The organism is Dysgonomonas sp. HGC4 (assembly GCF_001261715.1).
GTDB lineage: Bacteria > Bacteroidota > Bacteroidia > Bacteroidales > Dysgonomonadaceae > Dysgonomonas_A.
Genome location: NZ_CVRU01000015.1, coordinates 1 through 17,143 on the forward strand (window position 1 = coordinate 1; position 17,143 = coordinate 17,143).

A 17,143-nucleotide genomic window follows, 5' to 3' on the forward strand; every position below is an offset into this window, starting at 1 on the left:
GTAGTGTAAGAATATAATCAAACCAACAACGATGTTTACCACCTAAAGTAGATATGGTTATTGGGGCTTGTAGAAATGATATAATATAGATTCTGAATAGTTTATAATAGTTTAATATAGATTTAGATAGATATGAAAATAGCACTTATTGGTTACGGAAAAATGGGTAAAGAAATTGAACGAATTGCCCAAGATCGTGGACACTCTATAGTTTCAATTGTAGATGAGAATAATCTTGCGGAATTTGATTCGCCTGCATTTAAGAGTGCAGATGTTGCAATTGAGTTTACAACTCCTGCAAGTGCTATGAATAATTACAGAAAGTGTTTTGCTGCCCAGGTTCCTGTTGTTGCTGGTACTACCGGATGGCTTGAGCACTTACCTGAAGTAAAAGAGGCTTGTGAGAAAAATAGTCAAACATTCTTTTATGCTTCAAATTATAGTTTGGGTGTTAATATCTTTTTTGCTGTAAATAAGTACCTTGCGAAGATTATGAATCAGTTTCCTGATTATACAGTGAGAATGGAGGAAACTCATCATATCCACAAATTGGATGCACCTAGTGGAACTGCTATTACTCTAGCCGAAGGTATTATCGAAAATGTCGATAGAAAGAGCGATTGGCACCTGGAAACGGAAATGAAACCAACTGATCTGGCAATACATTGTATTAGAGAAGGTGAAGTTCCTGGTATTCACGAAATATTTTACGAGTCGGAAGCCGATATAATCAGTATAAAGCACGATGCCAAAAACCGTAAAGGATTTGCTTTGGGCGCTGTTTTAGCCGCAGAATTTACATGTGGTAAAAAAGGATTTTTAGGAATGGAGGATATGCTTAATTTTTAAGGTCGGAGACCTTTTATTACTTTGGCAGAATATATTAACTAGTGATCTTGATCACGTAATAAATATTTTATATTGCTTAATATGGGAACAACAAGTAACCAGAATAACTCTTCAGCAAAGAAAAGTTTCAATGAGAGGCTTTCGGGTGCTACGCGGAAGCAATGGGTCAAATTTTTATTAATAACGCTATTTTGTATTGCCTTTACCATCTGGACTGGTTATTACCTTGTTTTGTTATTAATTCTCCTTTTCTTCGATAGTTACATTTTAAAGTATATTCCATGGGCTTTTTGGAAAACTAGTGGAAACGGACCTTTTCGTAAATTTATGGAATGGGCAGATGCTATTGGTTTTGCTTTAATTGCGGTGTATATTATTAATACATTCTTCTTTCAGAATTATCAGATTCCATCGTCTTCTTTAGAGAAGTCTCTTTTGGTTGGTGATTTTCTGTTTGTGAGCAAAATGAGCTACGGAACTCGTTCACCAATGACACCCTTGTCTTTTCCTTTAGCTCAACATACTTTACCTATTTTAAATTGTAAGTCTTATTTAGATAAGCCACAATTAAAATACCAACGCTTTGCCGGTTTTGGAACGATTGAAAGAGGCAATATTGTTGTTTTCAATTTTCCCGCAGGTGATACTGTGGCGTTGAATATGCAACAAGCCGATTATTATAGTTTGTGCAAATTAGATGCTAGGGGACGCGAGGGACTTTGGTCTGACAAAGCCAGATATGGAGAAATAGTTTATCGTCCTGTAGACAGGAGAGAAAATTATGTAAAACGGTGTATGGGACTTCCGGGCGAAACTTTAGAAATAAAGGATGATGAAGTTTATATCAATGGCGTAAAGGTAGCAGATCCTGAAGATATGCAATTGAGATATTTCGTTCAAACGGATGGTACTGCAATTTCTGAGCAGGTATTCGATGAATTAGGAATCAGTAAAGATGACTATGCTGTTATGAACGAAAGAGGTCAATTATCTGCAAACTATTTTGATCCATTAAATGAATTGAGAAGAGCTAATCCTCTTTTAAATAAAAGCCTTCCAGAGGAAATGAAATATACTTCGGATAGCTTACAATTAACTCAACTGGGTTTTGTGGCAAAAGGTAAAACTTTTGGTTTGGTTTATACATTACCTCTTACTAAACAAATGGTGGAAACTTTGAGATCGAAACCTTTTGTTATTAATATTTTCAAGGAGAAAGAGCGTATTGAAAGAAGAGAAACTGCTGATGGAAAGATTATAGATTATCCGTTTTATTATCCGATTAATTATCCTACAAGATGGACTCGTGATTCATTCGGACCTCTCTGGATTCCTAAAAAAGGCGAAACGATTACTTTCGATAAAGATGTAGATTATAAGGTGGCTGCTTATGAACGTGTAATTAAAAACTATGAAAATAATCAATTTGATTATAAGGATGGAAAAGTTTACATCAATGGTCAGCAAGCAGATTCTTACACCTTCAAGTTTGATTATTATTTTATGATGGGCGATAATCGTCATAATTCTGCGGATTCCCGTTCATGGGGTTTTGTTCCCGAAGATCATATTGTAGGGCAACCTTTGTTTGTTTGGTTATCTTTAGACAAAGATAAAGGCTGGTTCAATGGAAAAATCCGTTGGAATAGAATCTTTACAAGTGCCAAAAAGAAATAAGATATTAAGCTTATTTTATAGCTTTGACAATAAGGTCTAATAATTAGATTTATTGAAAAGGAAAAATTAATGGGCGAATATATATTCGCCCATATTCTAAGAGTCTGATATTATTTTATTTATAATTAAATTAGCGTATGTTCCAGAAGAAAGCACAGATATTGAAGTGGTGGGGCAAGGTATTCCTTATCGCTTTATTGATCGTTTTTATTATTAGGGCTTTCTTTATTCAGTCTTATACAGTCTCTTCTTCTCAGATGGAGACTGCTTTGCTTAGAGGCGACAGGGTTTTGGTTAATAAGGTTTCTTATGGTATAAGAATGCCAATGACTCTGTTATCTATACCTTTTACTTTTGATACATTTCTAGGATTTAAATCGTACTCCGATTTAGTCCAATTAGGATATCATCGTTTATTCAGTAAAATGGTTGATCGAAATGATGTTGTCTTATTTAATAATCCGTTGGAATCTGATAAACCTTTAGATAAACGAAGTTTGTATCTGAGTAGATGTGTAGCCGTGGCAGGCGATACCATCATAGTGAAGGGTTCCGATTTTTACTTGAATGGTATAAAATCGGTTTCTTCTCCCGATCTATTACAATCATTCCGATTCGAAAGAAGTTCAAGAGATACAATTCTAGCCGTTGTAAATTCATTGAAGATATCTCCACGTGATATTTCTATGGACTCACTTTCGGTATATTCTACTCTTAGCAGATATGAAGTATTTCTTATTAATCAGAAATTACCGGATAGCCTTCAATTAAAATTGAATGTTCAGGAGGTGTTGTCTTATGATTTAATTATTCCTGCTTCAGGTATGACTATTACCCTTACTGAATTTAATAGACCTTTATACAATCAGATAATTAATGATGAAGTGGGAGAGACGGTGAAGATCGAAGATCTGAAATCCTATACTTTTCTCTATAATTATTATTGGTTTTTGTCGGATAATGCTGATGATGCTATTGATTCTCGATCGTTAGGTTTTATCTCGGAAAGAAACATTATAGGAAAGGCTTCTGTTATCTGGTATAGTTCGAGTGATGAAGACGGTTCAAGATGGAATCGTTTATTCTCATGTGTAAAGTAGAACTATGATTATTATTTTGATTCTAATTGCACATAATTTTTATCGCTAGAAAAACCTCTGGCTTTTTATCTTCCAAAGCAACAAAAAAGCTTTGAAACCTCAATTACAAATGAGTATATATTTATCTACTGCCTATCTTGCTCCAATCGAATATTATTCGAAGCTGCTTAATGACGATGTTATTATCGAGCAACATGAGAATTATATTAAGCAGACTTACAGAAATAGGTGTACTATTCTTTCAGCAAATGGTCCTATGACTCTTTCCATCCCAATAGAGAGTTCTGGAGGCAAAAAATGCTTGATAAGGGATCTTTGTGTTGCTGAACATGGAAATTGGCGTCATTTGCACTGGAATGCGCTTATTTCGGCTTATAATTCGACTCCATTCTTCGAATATTATCAAGATGACTTTCGTCCCTTCTATGAAAAGAGCTATAAATACCTTTTTGATTTCAACGAAGAGTTGAGAGATCTTATATGTAGATTAATTGATATAGATACTTCTAATTTAAAATATACAGATGAATTTACATTAGAGTTGGGAAGTGAAGATTTCAGATCAAAAATTTCGCCAAAGATAGATTGGAGACGGGTTGATTCTGATTTTCAGTCCGTTCCTTATTATCAGATTTTCGATCAGCGATTTGGATTCACCGAAAATCTGAGTATTGTGGATCTACTTTTCAATATGGGTAATGAAAGTTTGATAGTATTGAATAAAAGTATAAAAAAAACCTCTTGAAATTTCAAGAGGTTTTTTTGTATTTGATTATATGATCAAATTAGAATTTGAAGTTAACTCCTAATTCAATGTTTCTCATGTCAAAATCAAAACCGAAGCTGTTAGTTTCATGTTTTACTGTTTCTCCATTAACCTCTGCAGGATAATCTTGTTTCTTATTTTGGTATCCTAAGAATCCAAATTTGCCAAGTAAAGCAACTTTGCTTGATACATTAAGAGCAATCCCTGGTCTTAAACCTACTTCTATACCAGATCCTTTAAGTCCTCCAGCAGTTCCTTTTGACCATTCATAAGCTACACCTCCATCAAAGAATAAACCTCCTAAATCACTTTTTAGAAAAGTATAACGAAGGAAAGGATTAACGATATATGAATTCAATGATCCCTCTGATGTAAGAGCGTTTCCATCAAAATCAAGAGTTGCACCATGAGTATGAGATCCACCAAGAGCGATACCAATACCTACGTTGTTATTTAATATATATCCGAATTCTGGCATAACTTTGAAGCTAAGTTGGCTGTCACCACCTTTTACTTTGCTAGACCAAATTCCTGCTGTTCCTCCAACCCACATGTTGCTTTGAGCGCTTACTGCAGTGAACATACCTAGAGCTACTGCAATTGTTAAGAATAATTTTTTCATAAACACTAAATTTTTAATTATTATTTTTCTATTAACCAAAAACGGCACAAATTTATCCTTAATTTTGAGATTTAGAGCCAAAACAAGAATTATTTATGTTAAATAATTAAAATAGTGTAAGAGGTTTAATGGTTTTATAGTTAAATAAGAGTTTTTATTTATTTAAAATGGTTGTTTGATAGCTTATTGGGTATCATTATGGTATTTTAACTAAAATGCAACTGTTAATTTATTTTTCTGTAACTTATCCCTCCAATTGATTACTGATAAATTAAAGAACTAAGCCTATCCCTATCAAAAACTTCGTTTGCAACTTCTAAAAGATCTGAAGCTGATATCTGTTCTATCTTTTTTATGGTCTCTTCCATATTATTGAAGTGGTTGTAATGCATGAAGCTTTTACCTAGACTCAATGCTAAATTTTCGTGACTATCACCCGAAATTGCAATTTGTCCGATCATTTGTTTTTTGGCAGCAGCCAGTTGAGATGTAGTCAATTTGTTATCTCGTAGATTTTTGAGTTCGGCATGTATTAGTTTCATACATTTTTCGGCATTGCGTTTATCGCAGCCAAAGTAAATGGAAAAAATTCCAGTGTCTGAATAACTGGTAACATTAGAATCTACATTGTACACATAGCCCCTTTTTTCGCGTAGAGATATATTTAACCTGCTATTCATGCCTGGTCCTCCAAGAATGTTATTTAGTAGGTGTAATGCTTTTCGTTTAGGATGATGTAGGTTGTAGCATTTACCTCCGATCAATGCATGCGTTTGTGAAGTTTCTTTTACTGTAATCTGCTCTATTCTGTCTATTGAATCGGGAGCTATTCTTATATGTTGGTGATTTGATATGTTTATATCTGCCAAATATTTTTCCGCCAGTTTTATGATTTTCTTTATGTCGGTATTTCCCAAAGAAAAGAATACCATATTCTCTGGAAGATAGTGTTGTTGTACAAAAGACCTGGCCTTAATTGTATCGAATTTAGTCAGCAATTCGGGTTCTCCGAGTATATTGTGACCTAGCTGAGAATTACGGAAGATGATATTTTCGAATTCATCGAATATCAATTCCGAAGGGCTATCTTCATATGAATTTATTTCATCGAGTATTACATCTATTTCCTTTTCTATTTCTCTCTCTGGAAAGACAGAATGAAAAGTCAAATCGGTAAGCAGTTCGAATGCACGCGTAAAATGTTCTTCGAGAAATATCGAATAAATCACTGTTTCTTCCTTATTCGTATAAGCATTGATTTCTCCGCCTACACTCTCCATGCGATTTATAATGTGATGCGAACGGCGTTTTTCTGTGCCTTTAAATAGCATATGCTCTACGAAATGAGCCATACCATATTCGGTTGACTGCTCGTCTCGTGTTCCCGCATTTACTATAAATCCGCAATATGAAACTTTTCCTGCTAAAGGTTTGTGTATAATACGTAAACCGTTTTTTAATGTATGCGATTGATATTCCTTCATCTACTGTTTTGGTGTAGCCTCTATCAGGCTAATAATAATTTCTGTTGATTCTAATTTACTTTTTACCGTATAGCCATCAGAGAGTTGTGTCGTATCATTAACTGATTGGACTAGGATGAACTGACCTATACTAGGGAGTTGCTCTTTTTTCTTAATTTCAAAAGGCAGATAATTTGTATTATCATTTGGTGAAAACAATAAATATTCTTTTCTGGGGAAAAGGATCGATAATTTAGCCAAGCTTGGATATGATTCTAAAGGAGCTATTACTTTAAGTGGCATATCTTTCGTTTGAATATATGATTTCATTTCAGCAAACTCTTTGTTTTGTGATATATAGTACGCTCTTTCCGAAAAAAGGCGGGCAATGCTCAATATTACGAGCATCACGAGTATTGCGATGATAATTGGTTTTGCCTTAGTCTTATATAATTCGACTCCATAAATAGATATTCCCAAGACTAGCGAACCTAGCATGCAGCTGGCATAACGCGGAACGCTAATTGGTTTTATGATAAATGTGATTGCAAAGGTAATGATTATTGTGGAGATGAAGATGAGAATGAAATATGAGGCGGCTCTTAGCTTTTTATTGGGTTTGTCTTCCATATGTAATCGTACGGTAAGAACAATTACACTTAGTATAAGCCCTAATGTTATTAGTAGTGTAGCCGACATGCTCCATATCGAGAAGATGGTGTAAGGATGCGATGGTTCTTTCGGAGAAAAGAAGTAATAGCAAAATAAAAGGATGTCTTTGGATGTTGGTATCTCAACCCAAAAACTTTGGTGGACATTGTATACTTGCGAAGCAAATATAGGTATCCAGGGGATATAAGCCAGTAATAAAATAATGGCAAAAAGAAGAGGTCTAACAATGGTTTTCTTTCTTCTTAACAAGTATATAATTAATATGAGGAATATAGAGAAAATAGCGATTAATGCATAGTAATGGGTATAGGCTGCACAAATTGCAAAGAATGTCATTTTTGAATAAGAGATAAGCATTTTTTTCTGAAAGGTTTCGTAACCATATATCGAACTTGCCAATACAAAAAACATAGCCCATGAATACATTCTTATTTCTACACCCAAATATTGATTAATAGGCATCAACACCATGAGGAGAATGAATGTGAATGATACCTTGTCTCCGAATAAACGTTTTATGGGAAATATTCCGAGAAGGTAACAAGCTATTATACCCAGGTTGGAAAATATACGCATTGTAAACAACGAATCACCGAATAGTTCGGTGAATAGCTTCAACATAAAATAATAGAGGGGGGGATGAACATCCATAGCTGTAATTTTCCAAATATCGGAAAACGAATGTTGCATCATTGCTATTGTATATGCTTCATCATACCAAAATGTTTGGTTGATAAAGTTGTTATATAATAGGCTGAGAAACCCGATAAGAATAAATGCTAAGGTTGCCAGCCTGCTTATATTTTTTGTAAATGTCATAAACAAAGTTTATTGAGATGATATTTAAACTATATTTAATAGCTTATTGTTTAGTGCGGATGAATAATTTATCACGAATCTCTCGCTATAATAATTATTCTACCTTGTAATCTGAGTTCAGAGAAGGTGCAGATTCTTCTTAATCTTTTTTCATATAATATGTTTTTTCTTCCGGCATTAGTTTTTCTATTGAATACCTAAGCATAGTTCGGGGCATTTCTCGATAATGTTTATCCAGAAAAGCTATAAGTACATCTTTATCTCTTTTTCCCGCTTCTCGCAGCATCCAGCCAGTTGCTTTGTGCATGAGGTCATGCTTATGAGCTAAAAGCTCTTCTGATAGGCGTAGAATGTCGTTAAAATCATTCTTTTTTATAAAAGCAAAAGTAGCTATTACTGCGATACGCTGATTCCATAGCAAATCGCTTTTAACTAGTCTATATAAAATACTACGGTCTTTCTTATCTAGTAAGTATTCTCCGAGAATATCTTTGGCACTCAAATCAACCAAATCCCAATTATTGATACGGTGTGAGTGGTCTAAGTAAAAATCAACTAATAATTTTCGATCTTCTTCTTTTGCTTTTTTGTATTGCTCAATCAATATAAATAAAGCACACATTCTGCACTCATGGTATTCGTTATTCAATAATTTGGTGACTTCGTCAAAAGAGAGCGTTTTATTTGCTTTTGCAATCTTTCGAATATCGGGTACTACTACTCCGATAAACTTATCACCCTCTCCGTATTGCCCTTTTCCTGTTTTAAAGAAATAAGGAAAGAAGTCCCTTTTTTCGGGGGAAAATACATTTTCAAGCTCCTTCTGTATATCTTTTGCAGTCATACATTTATTGGTCTGTTATTTTTTACAAACAAATATACAGATAAGTCGATTGCCTGCTATTAATTCTAAATATAATTGATGGTAAAATATTAAGCTCTTGGTAATTTTTCTCTTGGTTTTGGTATTTGCATTTTGGTAAATAAACCTCTTGAAAAGTACTGAAAGACTTTCTTTAGAATATAAAGAGTATATTTGTCTTGCCATTAGGCATAGTGCACTAACTAATTATTTAATTTTCTTGGACATGAAAAAAATGTTTTTAATCGGTTTATTAATGACCGGCTTGGCTACGACATATGCAAGTCGTACTTTTATTTCGGATAATACTTTAGAGCAAGATCAAGGGAGAAGATATAAGAAAGGGGATTATAAAGGAAATGTAACACTAGAAGATCTTCCTTCTTCAATTACTCAATATTTGAAGAAACATTATTCTGATTATGAAATTGTAATTTCGAAGAGAAAGGGAAATGGCTATTATTATCTGAAAATAGTTCATGGTGAAAATAGATACAGATCCAATTACAGAAGTTTAGTTTTTGATCAAGACGGAGATATTGTAAAAGGATAAAATAAAAGCCCTTAGCTTATTAGCTAAGGGCTTTTATTTTAGATTGTATAGAGGTATTTATATCACGCTCTTTGAATCACTATGAACTATAGTTTCAATTTCCATTCAGCACCGTCTTTGCCATCTTTTATATCGAATCCGATTTGATTAAGCTCATTCCGAATTTTATCAGAGGTTGCCCAATCTTTATTTGTTTTGGCTTCATCACGTATCTGAAGAAGCAAATCTACAGCCTTACCAAAAGCTTCTTGTCCGTTTTGGTTTGAAGTTGATTCGTTCTTAATTCCCAAAATCTGAAATAAAAACACATCAAACAAGTTTTTTATTTCATTAATATCGGCTTGGCTAAGACTTACAGTTCCTCCAATAGCCGAGTTTATAGTAGTTGCTACATCAAACAGATAAGATATTACTATTGCTGAATTCAGATCGTCATTCAGGGCATCGTAACATTTTTGACGTATTGCTGTTATATCAGTCGATGAAGTTTCCGATACAGGTATTTTCTCGATTCTCGCATATGCATCCAATAATCTGTTTAGTCCCTTTTCAGATGCTAATAAGGCTTCGTTACTAAAATCTACAGTACTGCGATAATGAGCCTGTAAAATAAAGAAACGAATAGTCATTGGCGAGAACGGTTGAGAAAGCAGTTTGTGCGATCCTGCGAAAAATTCGTCAAGTGTAATAAAGTTGCCTAACGATTTACCCATTTTCTGACCTCCAATGGTTATCATATTGTTATGCATCCAGTATTTTACTACCTGCTTCTTTTCGGCAGCTGTATTCTGTGCTATTTCGCATTCGTGATGAGGAAACATAAGATCGAGTCCACCTCCGTGAATATCGAATTCTGTTCCTAAATACTTCATACTCATAGATGAACATTCTATATGCCACCCAGGGAATCCATTGCTCCAAGGCGAAGGCCAACGCATGATATGTTCGGGTGATGCTTTTTTCCAGAGGGCGAAATCAACTTTGCTGTGTTTCTCGTCTTGTCCATCCAAATCGCGGGTGGTGTTGAGCATCTCTTCTATATTTCTGTGGGATAATATGCCGTAATTGTGATCTTTATTGTATTTCACAACGTCAAAGTAAACAGATCCGTTACTTTCATAAGCATATCCGTTTTTCAATATTTCTTTAATTGTTTCGATCTGCTCTATTATGTGACCAGAGGCATGAGGCTCGATAGATGGAGATAAAACATTCAAGTCATCCATTGCCTTATGGTACTTGTTGGTATAATATTGCACCACTTCCATAGGCTCAAGTTCTTCTAATCGTGCTTTTTTTGCAACTTTATCTTCTCCTTCATCAGCATCATTTTCTAAATGACCTACATCTGTAATATTGCGTACATATCTTACTTTATAACCTATATGAGTAAGATAGCGGAACAATAGATCGAAAGTTATTGCAGGGCGGGTATGTCCTAAATGGGCATCACCATATACTGTCGGACCACATACATACATCCCTACGTGTGGGGCATGAAGTGGTTCAAAAACTTCTTTTTCTCGTTTAAGTGTGTTGTAAATCACTAATTTTTGTTCCATATACAGACATTTTTAAGGTCGCAGACCTATTTTATTGAGTGAGTCAGCAAGATAAAAGAGTTGTTGACTTCGTTTCACAAAAATACAAATAAATGTTTAATGTGTATTCTGTTGTTTTTCTCTTTCTCTATGTATTGTTTTCATTAAGAAAATTTCTTTCCCTTCAAATTTCTGGGGGTGCGTTAGTTGTATTAACGAATCCGTAATAATGTAATTGGGTCTCACTCCGTCCATGAAATGATTATTGGCTCTCGTCTGTATTACATTCTCATCGAATGATTGAGTATAATGAAAGTCAAAATCGTGAGGTAAGGTGTTTACTTCTATTAATTTAAATGGTTGGTAGCTAACCGGTGTTTTCTTCTCGCTGTAGACAAAATATAAATTGTTGTCGTTCGGATACATTATAGAGAGCATGCCCAACCATCCACAAGCGCTGAATGTTGAGATAAAGACTGTTTTATCGGTGTTTTTGCCTTCAAAATATTTCTGGATTTCTGCATATTCGTTATTCGTTTTCTCCATGTGCTCTTTTTCTGAAAAAAAACGTGCAACAGAAAGAATTAATAACATCCAGATACTTGTGGTTATAAGTATTCTGGCTCTCTTAGCTCCTGATCCATACAATTCGGCCACTAATATTGATATTCCTAAGGCTAAACAACCTAGTAGGGTAGTCATATATCTGGGAATCATAATGGGTTTCATTATATAAGATATAATAATAGCTGAAATAACGGGAATGAAGAATGCAGCTATAAATGCCAAAGCGGTTATAACTTTAGTCCGATTTAGTTTTTTATATTCCTTTACTATTGCTCCCGCCAAAGCTGCTAATAATAGCAGCATGAACGATAATGCTACTGCCATTACAGGAAGTGTAAATATGGTGTAAGGGTGTGTAGGCTCTTTGGGAGAAAATAGATAATAAGAGAATAACAAAAGATCTTTCAATGTAAGTTTTGTAATCCAATAGTTATGATTAACGGCTGTTACTTGACTGATTAACTCAGGAATCCAAATAGCATATCCAATCATAAATGCAACAATAGCAACTATGGTGTAACTTAGTTTTTTCTTATTGATAATTAAAAAGAATAGGAGTATTCCAAATATGGTGGCAGATCCCATCAACGAATAGTAGTGAGTATAGGAAGCGCAAAGAGCTGTAAATAATAAAAGGAGATTATTTAAAAGGCTCGAGTTTTTAAATACTTTGTAGGCTGCCAGAGCATTTGCCAAAGTGAAAAACATGGTCCATGAATACATGCGTATTTCATCGGCTAAATATTGTGTGACAGGTAGTAAGGTAACTATCACGATAAAGACCAGAGAAACGCTTGCTCCAAAATATCGTCGAATAGGGAACATTGCTAATAAGAAGACTCCTAATATTCCCAACACTGAAAATATCCTGAGAGTGAGTAAAGAGTTACCAAATAGAAAGGCAAAGCTCTTCAACATAAAGTAATAGAGTGGGGGATGAACATCGGCGGCTGTTATTTTCCATATTTCAAAAAATGAATGTTGTATCATAGCCATTGAGTATGCTTCATCAAAAACGAACGAATCGTTATAAGCGGCAATAAATAGGAACAAAGAGATAGCCATTAAAGCGATCATAATGCTGGTCATTCTCTTTGTCGATGAACAGAAGGCTGCTAATCGGTTTTTAAAATCCATAATTTATGTAGTCTGTTTATTAGAGATATATGCTAGTTATTAATTTATATTATACGATCATAAATATAAATTGGTTTGAATACAAAACTAATTGAAAAAAGAGAAAGAAACTATGGTTAAAATTATTATTTAGAAACTATTTATAACTTATTCTATGTAAACTTAGACTTTTAATGTTTCTATTTTTGCTAAATTCATAAATTTAGCCTTAAATATGTATAGATATCAGCCTTTAAATTGTGTATTATGAGAAAATCGATGTTCAGAGAAGTTACACCACTTTCAGAGGGAGATTGCTTCGTGGTTTTTTCACGTATTAAATCCGAATTTTCATTTCCTATACATGCACATACAGAATATGAGTTGAATTTTATTGAAAATGGAAAGAATGCTCAACGCGTTGTGGGTGATAGTGTTGAGCTAATTGATGATCTGGAGTTAACTCTCATAACAGGACCTGATCTTGAACACGCATGGTTGAACCATGAATGTACTTCCCGAAAAATAACAGAGATTACAATACAGTTTCACCCCGATTTGTTGAGTGATCAGCTATTGATGCGAAATCAGTTTAAGTCGGTGAAGGAGATGTTTCAAAAAGCCATTCATGGAGTAACCTTTTCACGTGATATTATCTGCCAGATTATGCCACGTCTCAAAATGTTGGCAGAGAAGCCTCAGGGAGCACACTCAGTCTTACAATTGTTTTCTATACTTTACGATTTATCTCTGTCATTAGATATGAGGGTTCTTTCGAATGAGTCTTTCTCGGTAAATTCTCAACATTTTGATAGTAGGAGAATCGAAAAGGCATATGTTTATATGCATAAGAATTATGACCAACAAATAATGCTTGCTGATGTAGCATCGCATATTGGAATGAGTGAAGTTGCATTTAGCCGGTTTATGAAGAAATGCACAGGCAAAAATTTTGTAGATGCACTCAATGATATTCGTTTAGGTATTGCCTGCCAAAAGTTGGTAGATACAACTCATAGTGTTTCCGAAATCTGTTTTGCCAGTGGTTTCAATAATTTGTCGAACTTTAATAGAATATTTCATCGAAAGAAAGGGTGTACTCCCAGAGACTTCAGAGCCAGCTACTGGAAGAATCGTATTATGTTATGAAACACATTTCTTGTAAGCCTCAATAATGATACTTTTCATACTTTCCTTTATATTGTATCTTGTTTTTAATGAGATGAATATACAAATTTTTACAAATGTTATATTTTTTAATGGTACAAAAAGTATCATTATTGAGTAAAATACTACTTGTTTCCTCTTCTTGACTCCTCTACTTTTACCTCCGTCAACCAAAGTCTTATTTTAAAATAATTTATACTGCGAAGTGTGATTTTTTAATTATTTAAAGACCACAATCTTGGTGAAAACCTAATACCATTTATTTGTATGAAAAACAAGATCATTATTTCATTAGTATTTTTTGTGACTTCCTTTTCTTTATTATTTGCTCAAGGGACAATGGTAACTGGAAATGTGAAGGAAGCATCAACAAGCGATCCTATGCCTGGCGTAACGGTACAGCTGAAAGGCAAAAATCTGGCTACTTCTACTGATTTGGATGGTAATTATTCTATTGCCGCTCAAAAAGGTGATGTCTTAGTATTTTCTTTTTTAGGTATGAAACCCCTGTCGGTTACTGTAACGTCTGACTCTCCTCTTAACGTAAAACTCGAAGACGACAATGTGAGTCTCGATCAAGTAGTAGTTATTGGATACGGTACTGTCAAGAAAAGTGATTTGACAGGAGCTGTTTCCTCTATTTCGGCTAAAGATATGCAAGCTGATATTGCGCAGAATACGGCAAGTGCTTTGCAAGGCCGTATACCGGGAGTATCGGTTTCGAATACAAGTGGTCGTCCCGGAGCAGGGATGAATATTAATGTCAGAGGAGTATCGTCTCTGACCAATAATACACCTCTTTATGTGATTGATGGTGTGTATGGAGACATTAATATGCTTGATCCTGCTGATATAGCTTCTATAGAAGTATTGAAGGATGCCTCGGCTGCTGCGATATATGGATCGAGGGCTGCCAGTGGGGTAGTAATCATCACAACTATTGCTGGACGAAAAGATACACCTAGTAAAATAAGACTAAATGTATATGCCGGTATTCAGCAATTACCCAAGAAAATGGATGTTTTGAATGGACCTGAATGGCTTTCTGTGGTGAATGCTCCTTCTGATTCAAAATATGCAGCAAATCTTTCTGGCAATGGTACCGATTGGCAAGATGAAGTGTATAGAACCGGAACTATTTATAAAGCGAATCTTGGAATAAGTGGAGGTTCTAAAACATCTGTTTACAGTACATCTTTAGGCTATATAAGTCAAGAAGGTATTATGATTAATAGTAAGTACGAAGCCTTCAACATGAGAACCAAAAATCAGTACTCTTTCTTGAACAATAAGCTGAGACTTGGAGAATCTTTGATTTTAAAAATAGCCAAAGATAAAGGTGTCGATAATCCGGCAGTCGTAACACAAACATTACGTATGTCTCCAATTGTTCCGGTGCATGATGAAACAAGATTGGGAGGATGGGCGTCTACTGAAAGCTGGATGACAAATGTGGCGAATCCTGTAGGAGATATTCATGCCAATAGTAGTTGGGATAATAATTTTTCACGACTAACTCAAATCCTGATAAATGCTTATGCTGAGGCAGATCTTTATAAAGGCTTGCGTTATAAACTGAATTTGGGTATAAACCAAGATAATGGAACAACTAAAGCATTCCGAGATATATATAATTTCGGTAATGCGGGTATGAACGAACTTCCTGACTTGAAAGAGGGTTCATCGGAATCACATTCATGGCTTTTAGAGAATACTTTAAACTATGACAATACATTTGGCAAACACACTGTTTCCGGATTATTAGGATATTCGGCTCAACGATATAGATACCGTGTTATTTCAGCCGGTCGTGAAGAATTACCTATTGGTGTAAGTACAATAAACGGAGGTAGTGCCGATAGTCAATCTGCAAGTGGTTCTGCTAACGAAAACTCGATAGTGTCTGCATTCGGGCGACTTATGTATAGTTATGATTCTCGTTATATGTTTTCGTTCTCTGTTCGTCGTGATGGATCTTCACGTTTTGCAGACGGTCATCGTTACGGAACATTCCCTTCAGCTTCTGCCGGATGGAATATCCAGAATGAAAAATTTGCCGAACCTTTGAAAAAGGTTTTCGATGAGCTTAAATTAAGAGCCAGTTATGGTAAATTGGGTAATCAGGAAATCGGAAATTACCTGACTCAAAGTACGGTTAGAAGAGGTATAAACTATGTACAAGGGTCTTCTTGGTGGATGGGTGGAATGCCCGGAATCAATTGGGTATCTCCACAGGATTTGACATGGGAAGAAACGGCTACTTCAAATATCGGACTCGATGCTAGTCTTTTCAATGGCAAATTAGCTTTTACAGCAGATGCATTTATACAAACAACTGATGGTGTATTGTTGGGTATAAATATGCCTTCATCAACAGGTCTTACTGGTAGCCCTATTTTGAATGCCGGTCAAATAGAGAATAAAGGATTAGAATTATCTCTTACTCATCGCAACTCTGTAGGTAAAGTATATTATAGCTTAACCGGTAATATCTCGACTATACAGAATAAGGTGAAAAAGATTACAATCGGAAATCAGCAAGAATTTCCCGGATATAGCCCTCAAGGATTGGGTACAGTTACATGGGCAAAAGTTGGAGATCCTATAGGCTCTTTCTATTTGGTGAAAACAGACGGAATTTTCCAAAGCAAAGAAGAAATTCAGGCTTATAAAGATAAGAATGGTAATCTTATTCAACCCAATGCCGAGCCCGGAGATATTCGTTTTGTAGATGCAAATGGCGATGGTTCTATTACAGATGGCGATGCGCGTTATGCAGGAAGTCCTTTCCCCGATTTTAGCTTTGGATTTAGAGCCAATGCCGAGTGGAATAATTTTGATATAAGTTTCTTCTTTGACGGAATGTCGGGTAATAAAATCTTCAACTTTACCCGTTATAGAATGGAGTCAATGATTGATATTACAAATTATGGAAGCAGAGTATTAGATGCGTGGACTCCTACCAATACACATACAAGCATGCCTCGTTTCGAGATTACAGACCCGAATAAAAACTCACGCGTGGCAAGTGATCGCTGGCTCGAAGATGGTTCTTTCATTCGTTTGAAGACTTTCGAATTTGGTTATACTCTGCCTAAAGCCATGTTGAGTAAATTAAATATTGAGCATTTAAGAATCTTCTCCGCTTGCGAAAACCTATTTACTATTACAGGCTATAAAGGTTATACACCTGATTTAGGAGAAAATAATCATAGTAATACGGGAACAAGCTCTGCTTTAACCAGAGGAACAGACCATGGACGTTATCCTATACCTCGAGTTATATCTTTCGGTATACAGTTCTATCTCTAAAACAATATTTCCCTATCTATTTAATAAATAGAAATACATAATGATATATTTCAGAGT

13 protein-coding genes are annotated in these 17,143 nt (G+C 35.0%); 7 read left to right on the top strand and 6 right to left on the bottom strand.

The window, feature by feature from the left end:
• The first annotated feature begins 132 nt into the window (after positions 1-132).
• The 4 genes from dapB (at position 133) to HGC4_RS01005 (ending at position 4,371) form a co-directional block, all read left to right on the top strand.
• Positions 133-849 carry a 4-hydroxy-tetrahydrodipicolinate reductase gene (dapB, locus tag HGC4_RS00990; RefSeq protein ID WP_050708249.1) on the top strand — a complete coding sequence of 239 codons (717 nt, stop codon included), beginning with the start codon at positions 133-135 and terminating at the stop codon, positions 847-849.
• 81 nt (positions 850-930) lie between these two features.
• A complete protein-coding gene (gene lepB / locus HGC4_RS00995) occupies positions 931-2,526 on the top strand; it encodes a signal peptidase I (RefSeq protein ID WP_082204026.1) in 1,596 nt (531 codons plus the stop codon).
• 137 nt (positions 2,527-2,663) lie between these two features.
• Positions 2,664-3,626: a signal peptidase I gene (lepB, locus tag HGC4_RS01000; protein ID WP_050708250.1), complete on the top strand. Its 963-nt coding sequence runs from the start codon at positions 2,664-2,666 to the stop codon at positions 3,624-3,626.
• Between the two features lie 109 nt (positions 3,627-3,735).
• Positions 3,736-4,371, top strand: a complete 636-nt coding sequence (locus HGC4_RS01005; RefSeq protein WP_050708251.1) for a WbqC family protein — start codon at positions 3,736-3,738, stop codon at positions 4,369-4,371.
• A 40-nt stretch (positions 4,372-4,411) separates the two neighbouring features.
• Here the strand turns inward: HGC4_RS01005 and HGC4_RS01010 are convergent, their stop codons facing one another.
• The 4 genes from HGC4_RS01010 to HGC4_RS01025 all read right to left on the bottom strand — a co-directional run bounded on the left by HGC4_RS01010 (position 4,412) and on the right by HGC4_RS01025 (position 8,812).
• Positions 4,412-5,014, bottom strand: coding sequence for an outer membrane beta-barrel protein (locus HGC4_RS01010; protein WP_050708252.1), 603 nt, complete (start codon positions 5,012-5,014; stop codon positions 4,412-4,414).
• 260 nt (positions 5,015-5,274) lie between these two features.
• Entirely contained in the window at positions 5,275-6,498 is a 1,224-nt protein-coding gene (locus tag HGC4_RS01015; RefSeq protein WP_050708253.1) for a M16 family metallopeptidase, read from the bottom strand.
• A complete protein-coding gene (locus HGC4_RS01020; RefSeq protein WP_050708254.1) occupies positions 6,499-7,968 on the bottom strand; it encodes a glycosyltransferase family 39 protein in 1,470 nt (489 codons plus the stop codon).
• A gap of 139 nt (positions 7,969-8,107) precedes the next feature.
• Entirely contained in the window at positions 8,108-8,812 is a 705-nt protein-coding gene (locus tag HGC4_RS01025) for a DNA alkylation repair protein (RefSeq protein ID WP_050708255.1), read from the bottom strand.
• Positions 8,813-9,056: 244 nt separating this feature from the next.
• Between HGC4_RS01025 and HGC4_RS01030 the strand changes: the two genes are divergently transcribed.
• Complete coding sequence (locus HGC4_RS01030) at positions 9,057-9,383, top strand: hypothetical protein (RefSeq protein WP_157258054.1); 327 nt, start codon at positions 9,057-9,059, stop codon at positions 9,381-9,383.
• Positions 9,384-9,469: 86 nt separating this feature from the next.
• Here HGC4_RS01030 and cysS read toward each other — a convergent pair whose 3' ends face one another.
• Positions 9,470-10,945: a cysteine--tRNA ligase gene (cysS, locus tag HGC4_RS01035; protein WP_050708257.1), complete on the bottom strand. Its 1,476-nt coding sequence runs from the start codon at positions 10,943-10,945 to the stop codon at positions 9,470-9,472.
• A 96-nt stretch (positions 10,946-11,041) separates the two neighbouring features.
• Positions 11,042-12,628, bottom strand: a complete 1,587-nt coding sequence (locus HGC4_RS01040) for a glycosyltransferase family 39 protein (protein ID WP_082204027.1) — start codon at positions 12,626-12,628, stop codon at positions 11,042-11,044.
• Between the two features lie 246 nt (positions 12,629-12,874).
• Here HGC4_RS01040 and HGC4_RS01045 point away from each other — a divergent pair, with 246 nt between their 5' ends.
• Both HGC4_RS01045 and HGC4_RS01050 read left to right on the top strand, forming a co-directional pair.
• Entirely contained in the window at positions 12,875-13,756 is an 882-nt protein-coding gene (locus HGC4_RS01045; RefSeq protein ID WP_050708259.1) for an AraC family transcriptional regulator, read from the top strand.
• Positions 13,757-14,041: 285 nt separating this feature from the next.
• Positions 14,042-17,086 carry a SusC/RagA family TonB-linked outer membrane protein gene (locus tag HGC4_RS01050; RefSeq protein ID WP_050708260.1) on the top strand — a complete coding sequence of 1,015 codons (3,045 nt, stop codon included), beginning with the start codon at positions 14,042-14,044 and terminating at the stop codon, positions 17,084-17,086.
• Positions 17,087-17,143 lie beyond the last annotated feature (57 nt).

Coding starts and splice junctions, on each gene's coding strand:
- HGC4_RS01020 (WP_050708254.1), bottom strand. CDS start 7,968: ATGACATTTACAAAAAATATAAGCAGGCTGGCAACCTTAGCATTTATT.
- HGC4_RS01030 (WP_157258054.1), top strand. CDS start 9,057: ATGAAAAAAATGTTTTTAATCGGTTTATTAATGACCGGCTTGGCTACG.
- HGC4_RS01045 (WP_050708259.1), top strand. CDS start 12,875: ATGAGAAAATCGATGTTCAGAGAAGTTACACCACTTTCAGAGGGAGAT.
- cysS (WP_050708257.1), bottom strand. CDS start 10,945: ATGGAACAAAAATTAGTGATTTACAACACACTTAAACGAGAAAAAGAA.
- HGC4_RS01010 (WP_050708252.1), bottom strand. CDS start 5,014: ATGAAAAAATTATTCTTAACAATTGCAGTAGCTCTAGGTATGTTCACT.
- lepB (WP_050708250.1), top strand. CDS start 2,664: ATGTTCCAGAAGAAAGCACAGATATTGAAGTGGTGGGGCAAGGTATTC.
- lepB (WP_082204026.1), top strand. CDS start 931: ATGGGAACAACAAGTAACCAGAATAACTCTTCAGCAAAGAAAAGTTTC.
- HGC4_RS01015 (WP_050708253.1), bottom strand. CDS start 6,498: ATGAAGGAATATCAATCGCATACATTAAAAAACGGTTTACGTATTATA.
- HGC4_RS01040 (WP_082204027.1), bottom strand. CDS start 12,628: ATGGATTTTAAAAACCGATTAGCAGCCTTCTGTTCATCGACAAAGAGA.
- dapB (WP_050708249.1), top strand. CDS start 133: ATGAAAATAGCACTTATTGGTTACGGAAAAATGGGTAAAGAAATTGAA.
- HGC4_RS01050 (WP_050708260.1), top strand. CDS start 14,042: ATGAAAAACAAGATCATTATTTCATTAGTATTTTTTGTGACTTCCTTT.
- HGC4_RS01025 (WP_050708255.1), bottom strand. CDS start 8,812: ATGACTGCAAAAGATATACAGAAGGAGCTTGAAAATGTATTTTCCCCC.
- HGC4_RS01005 (WP_050708251.1), top strand. CDS start 3,736: ATGAGTATATATTTATCTACTGCCTATCTTGCTCCAATCGAATATTAT.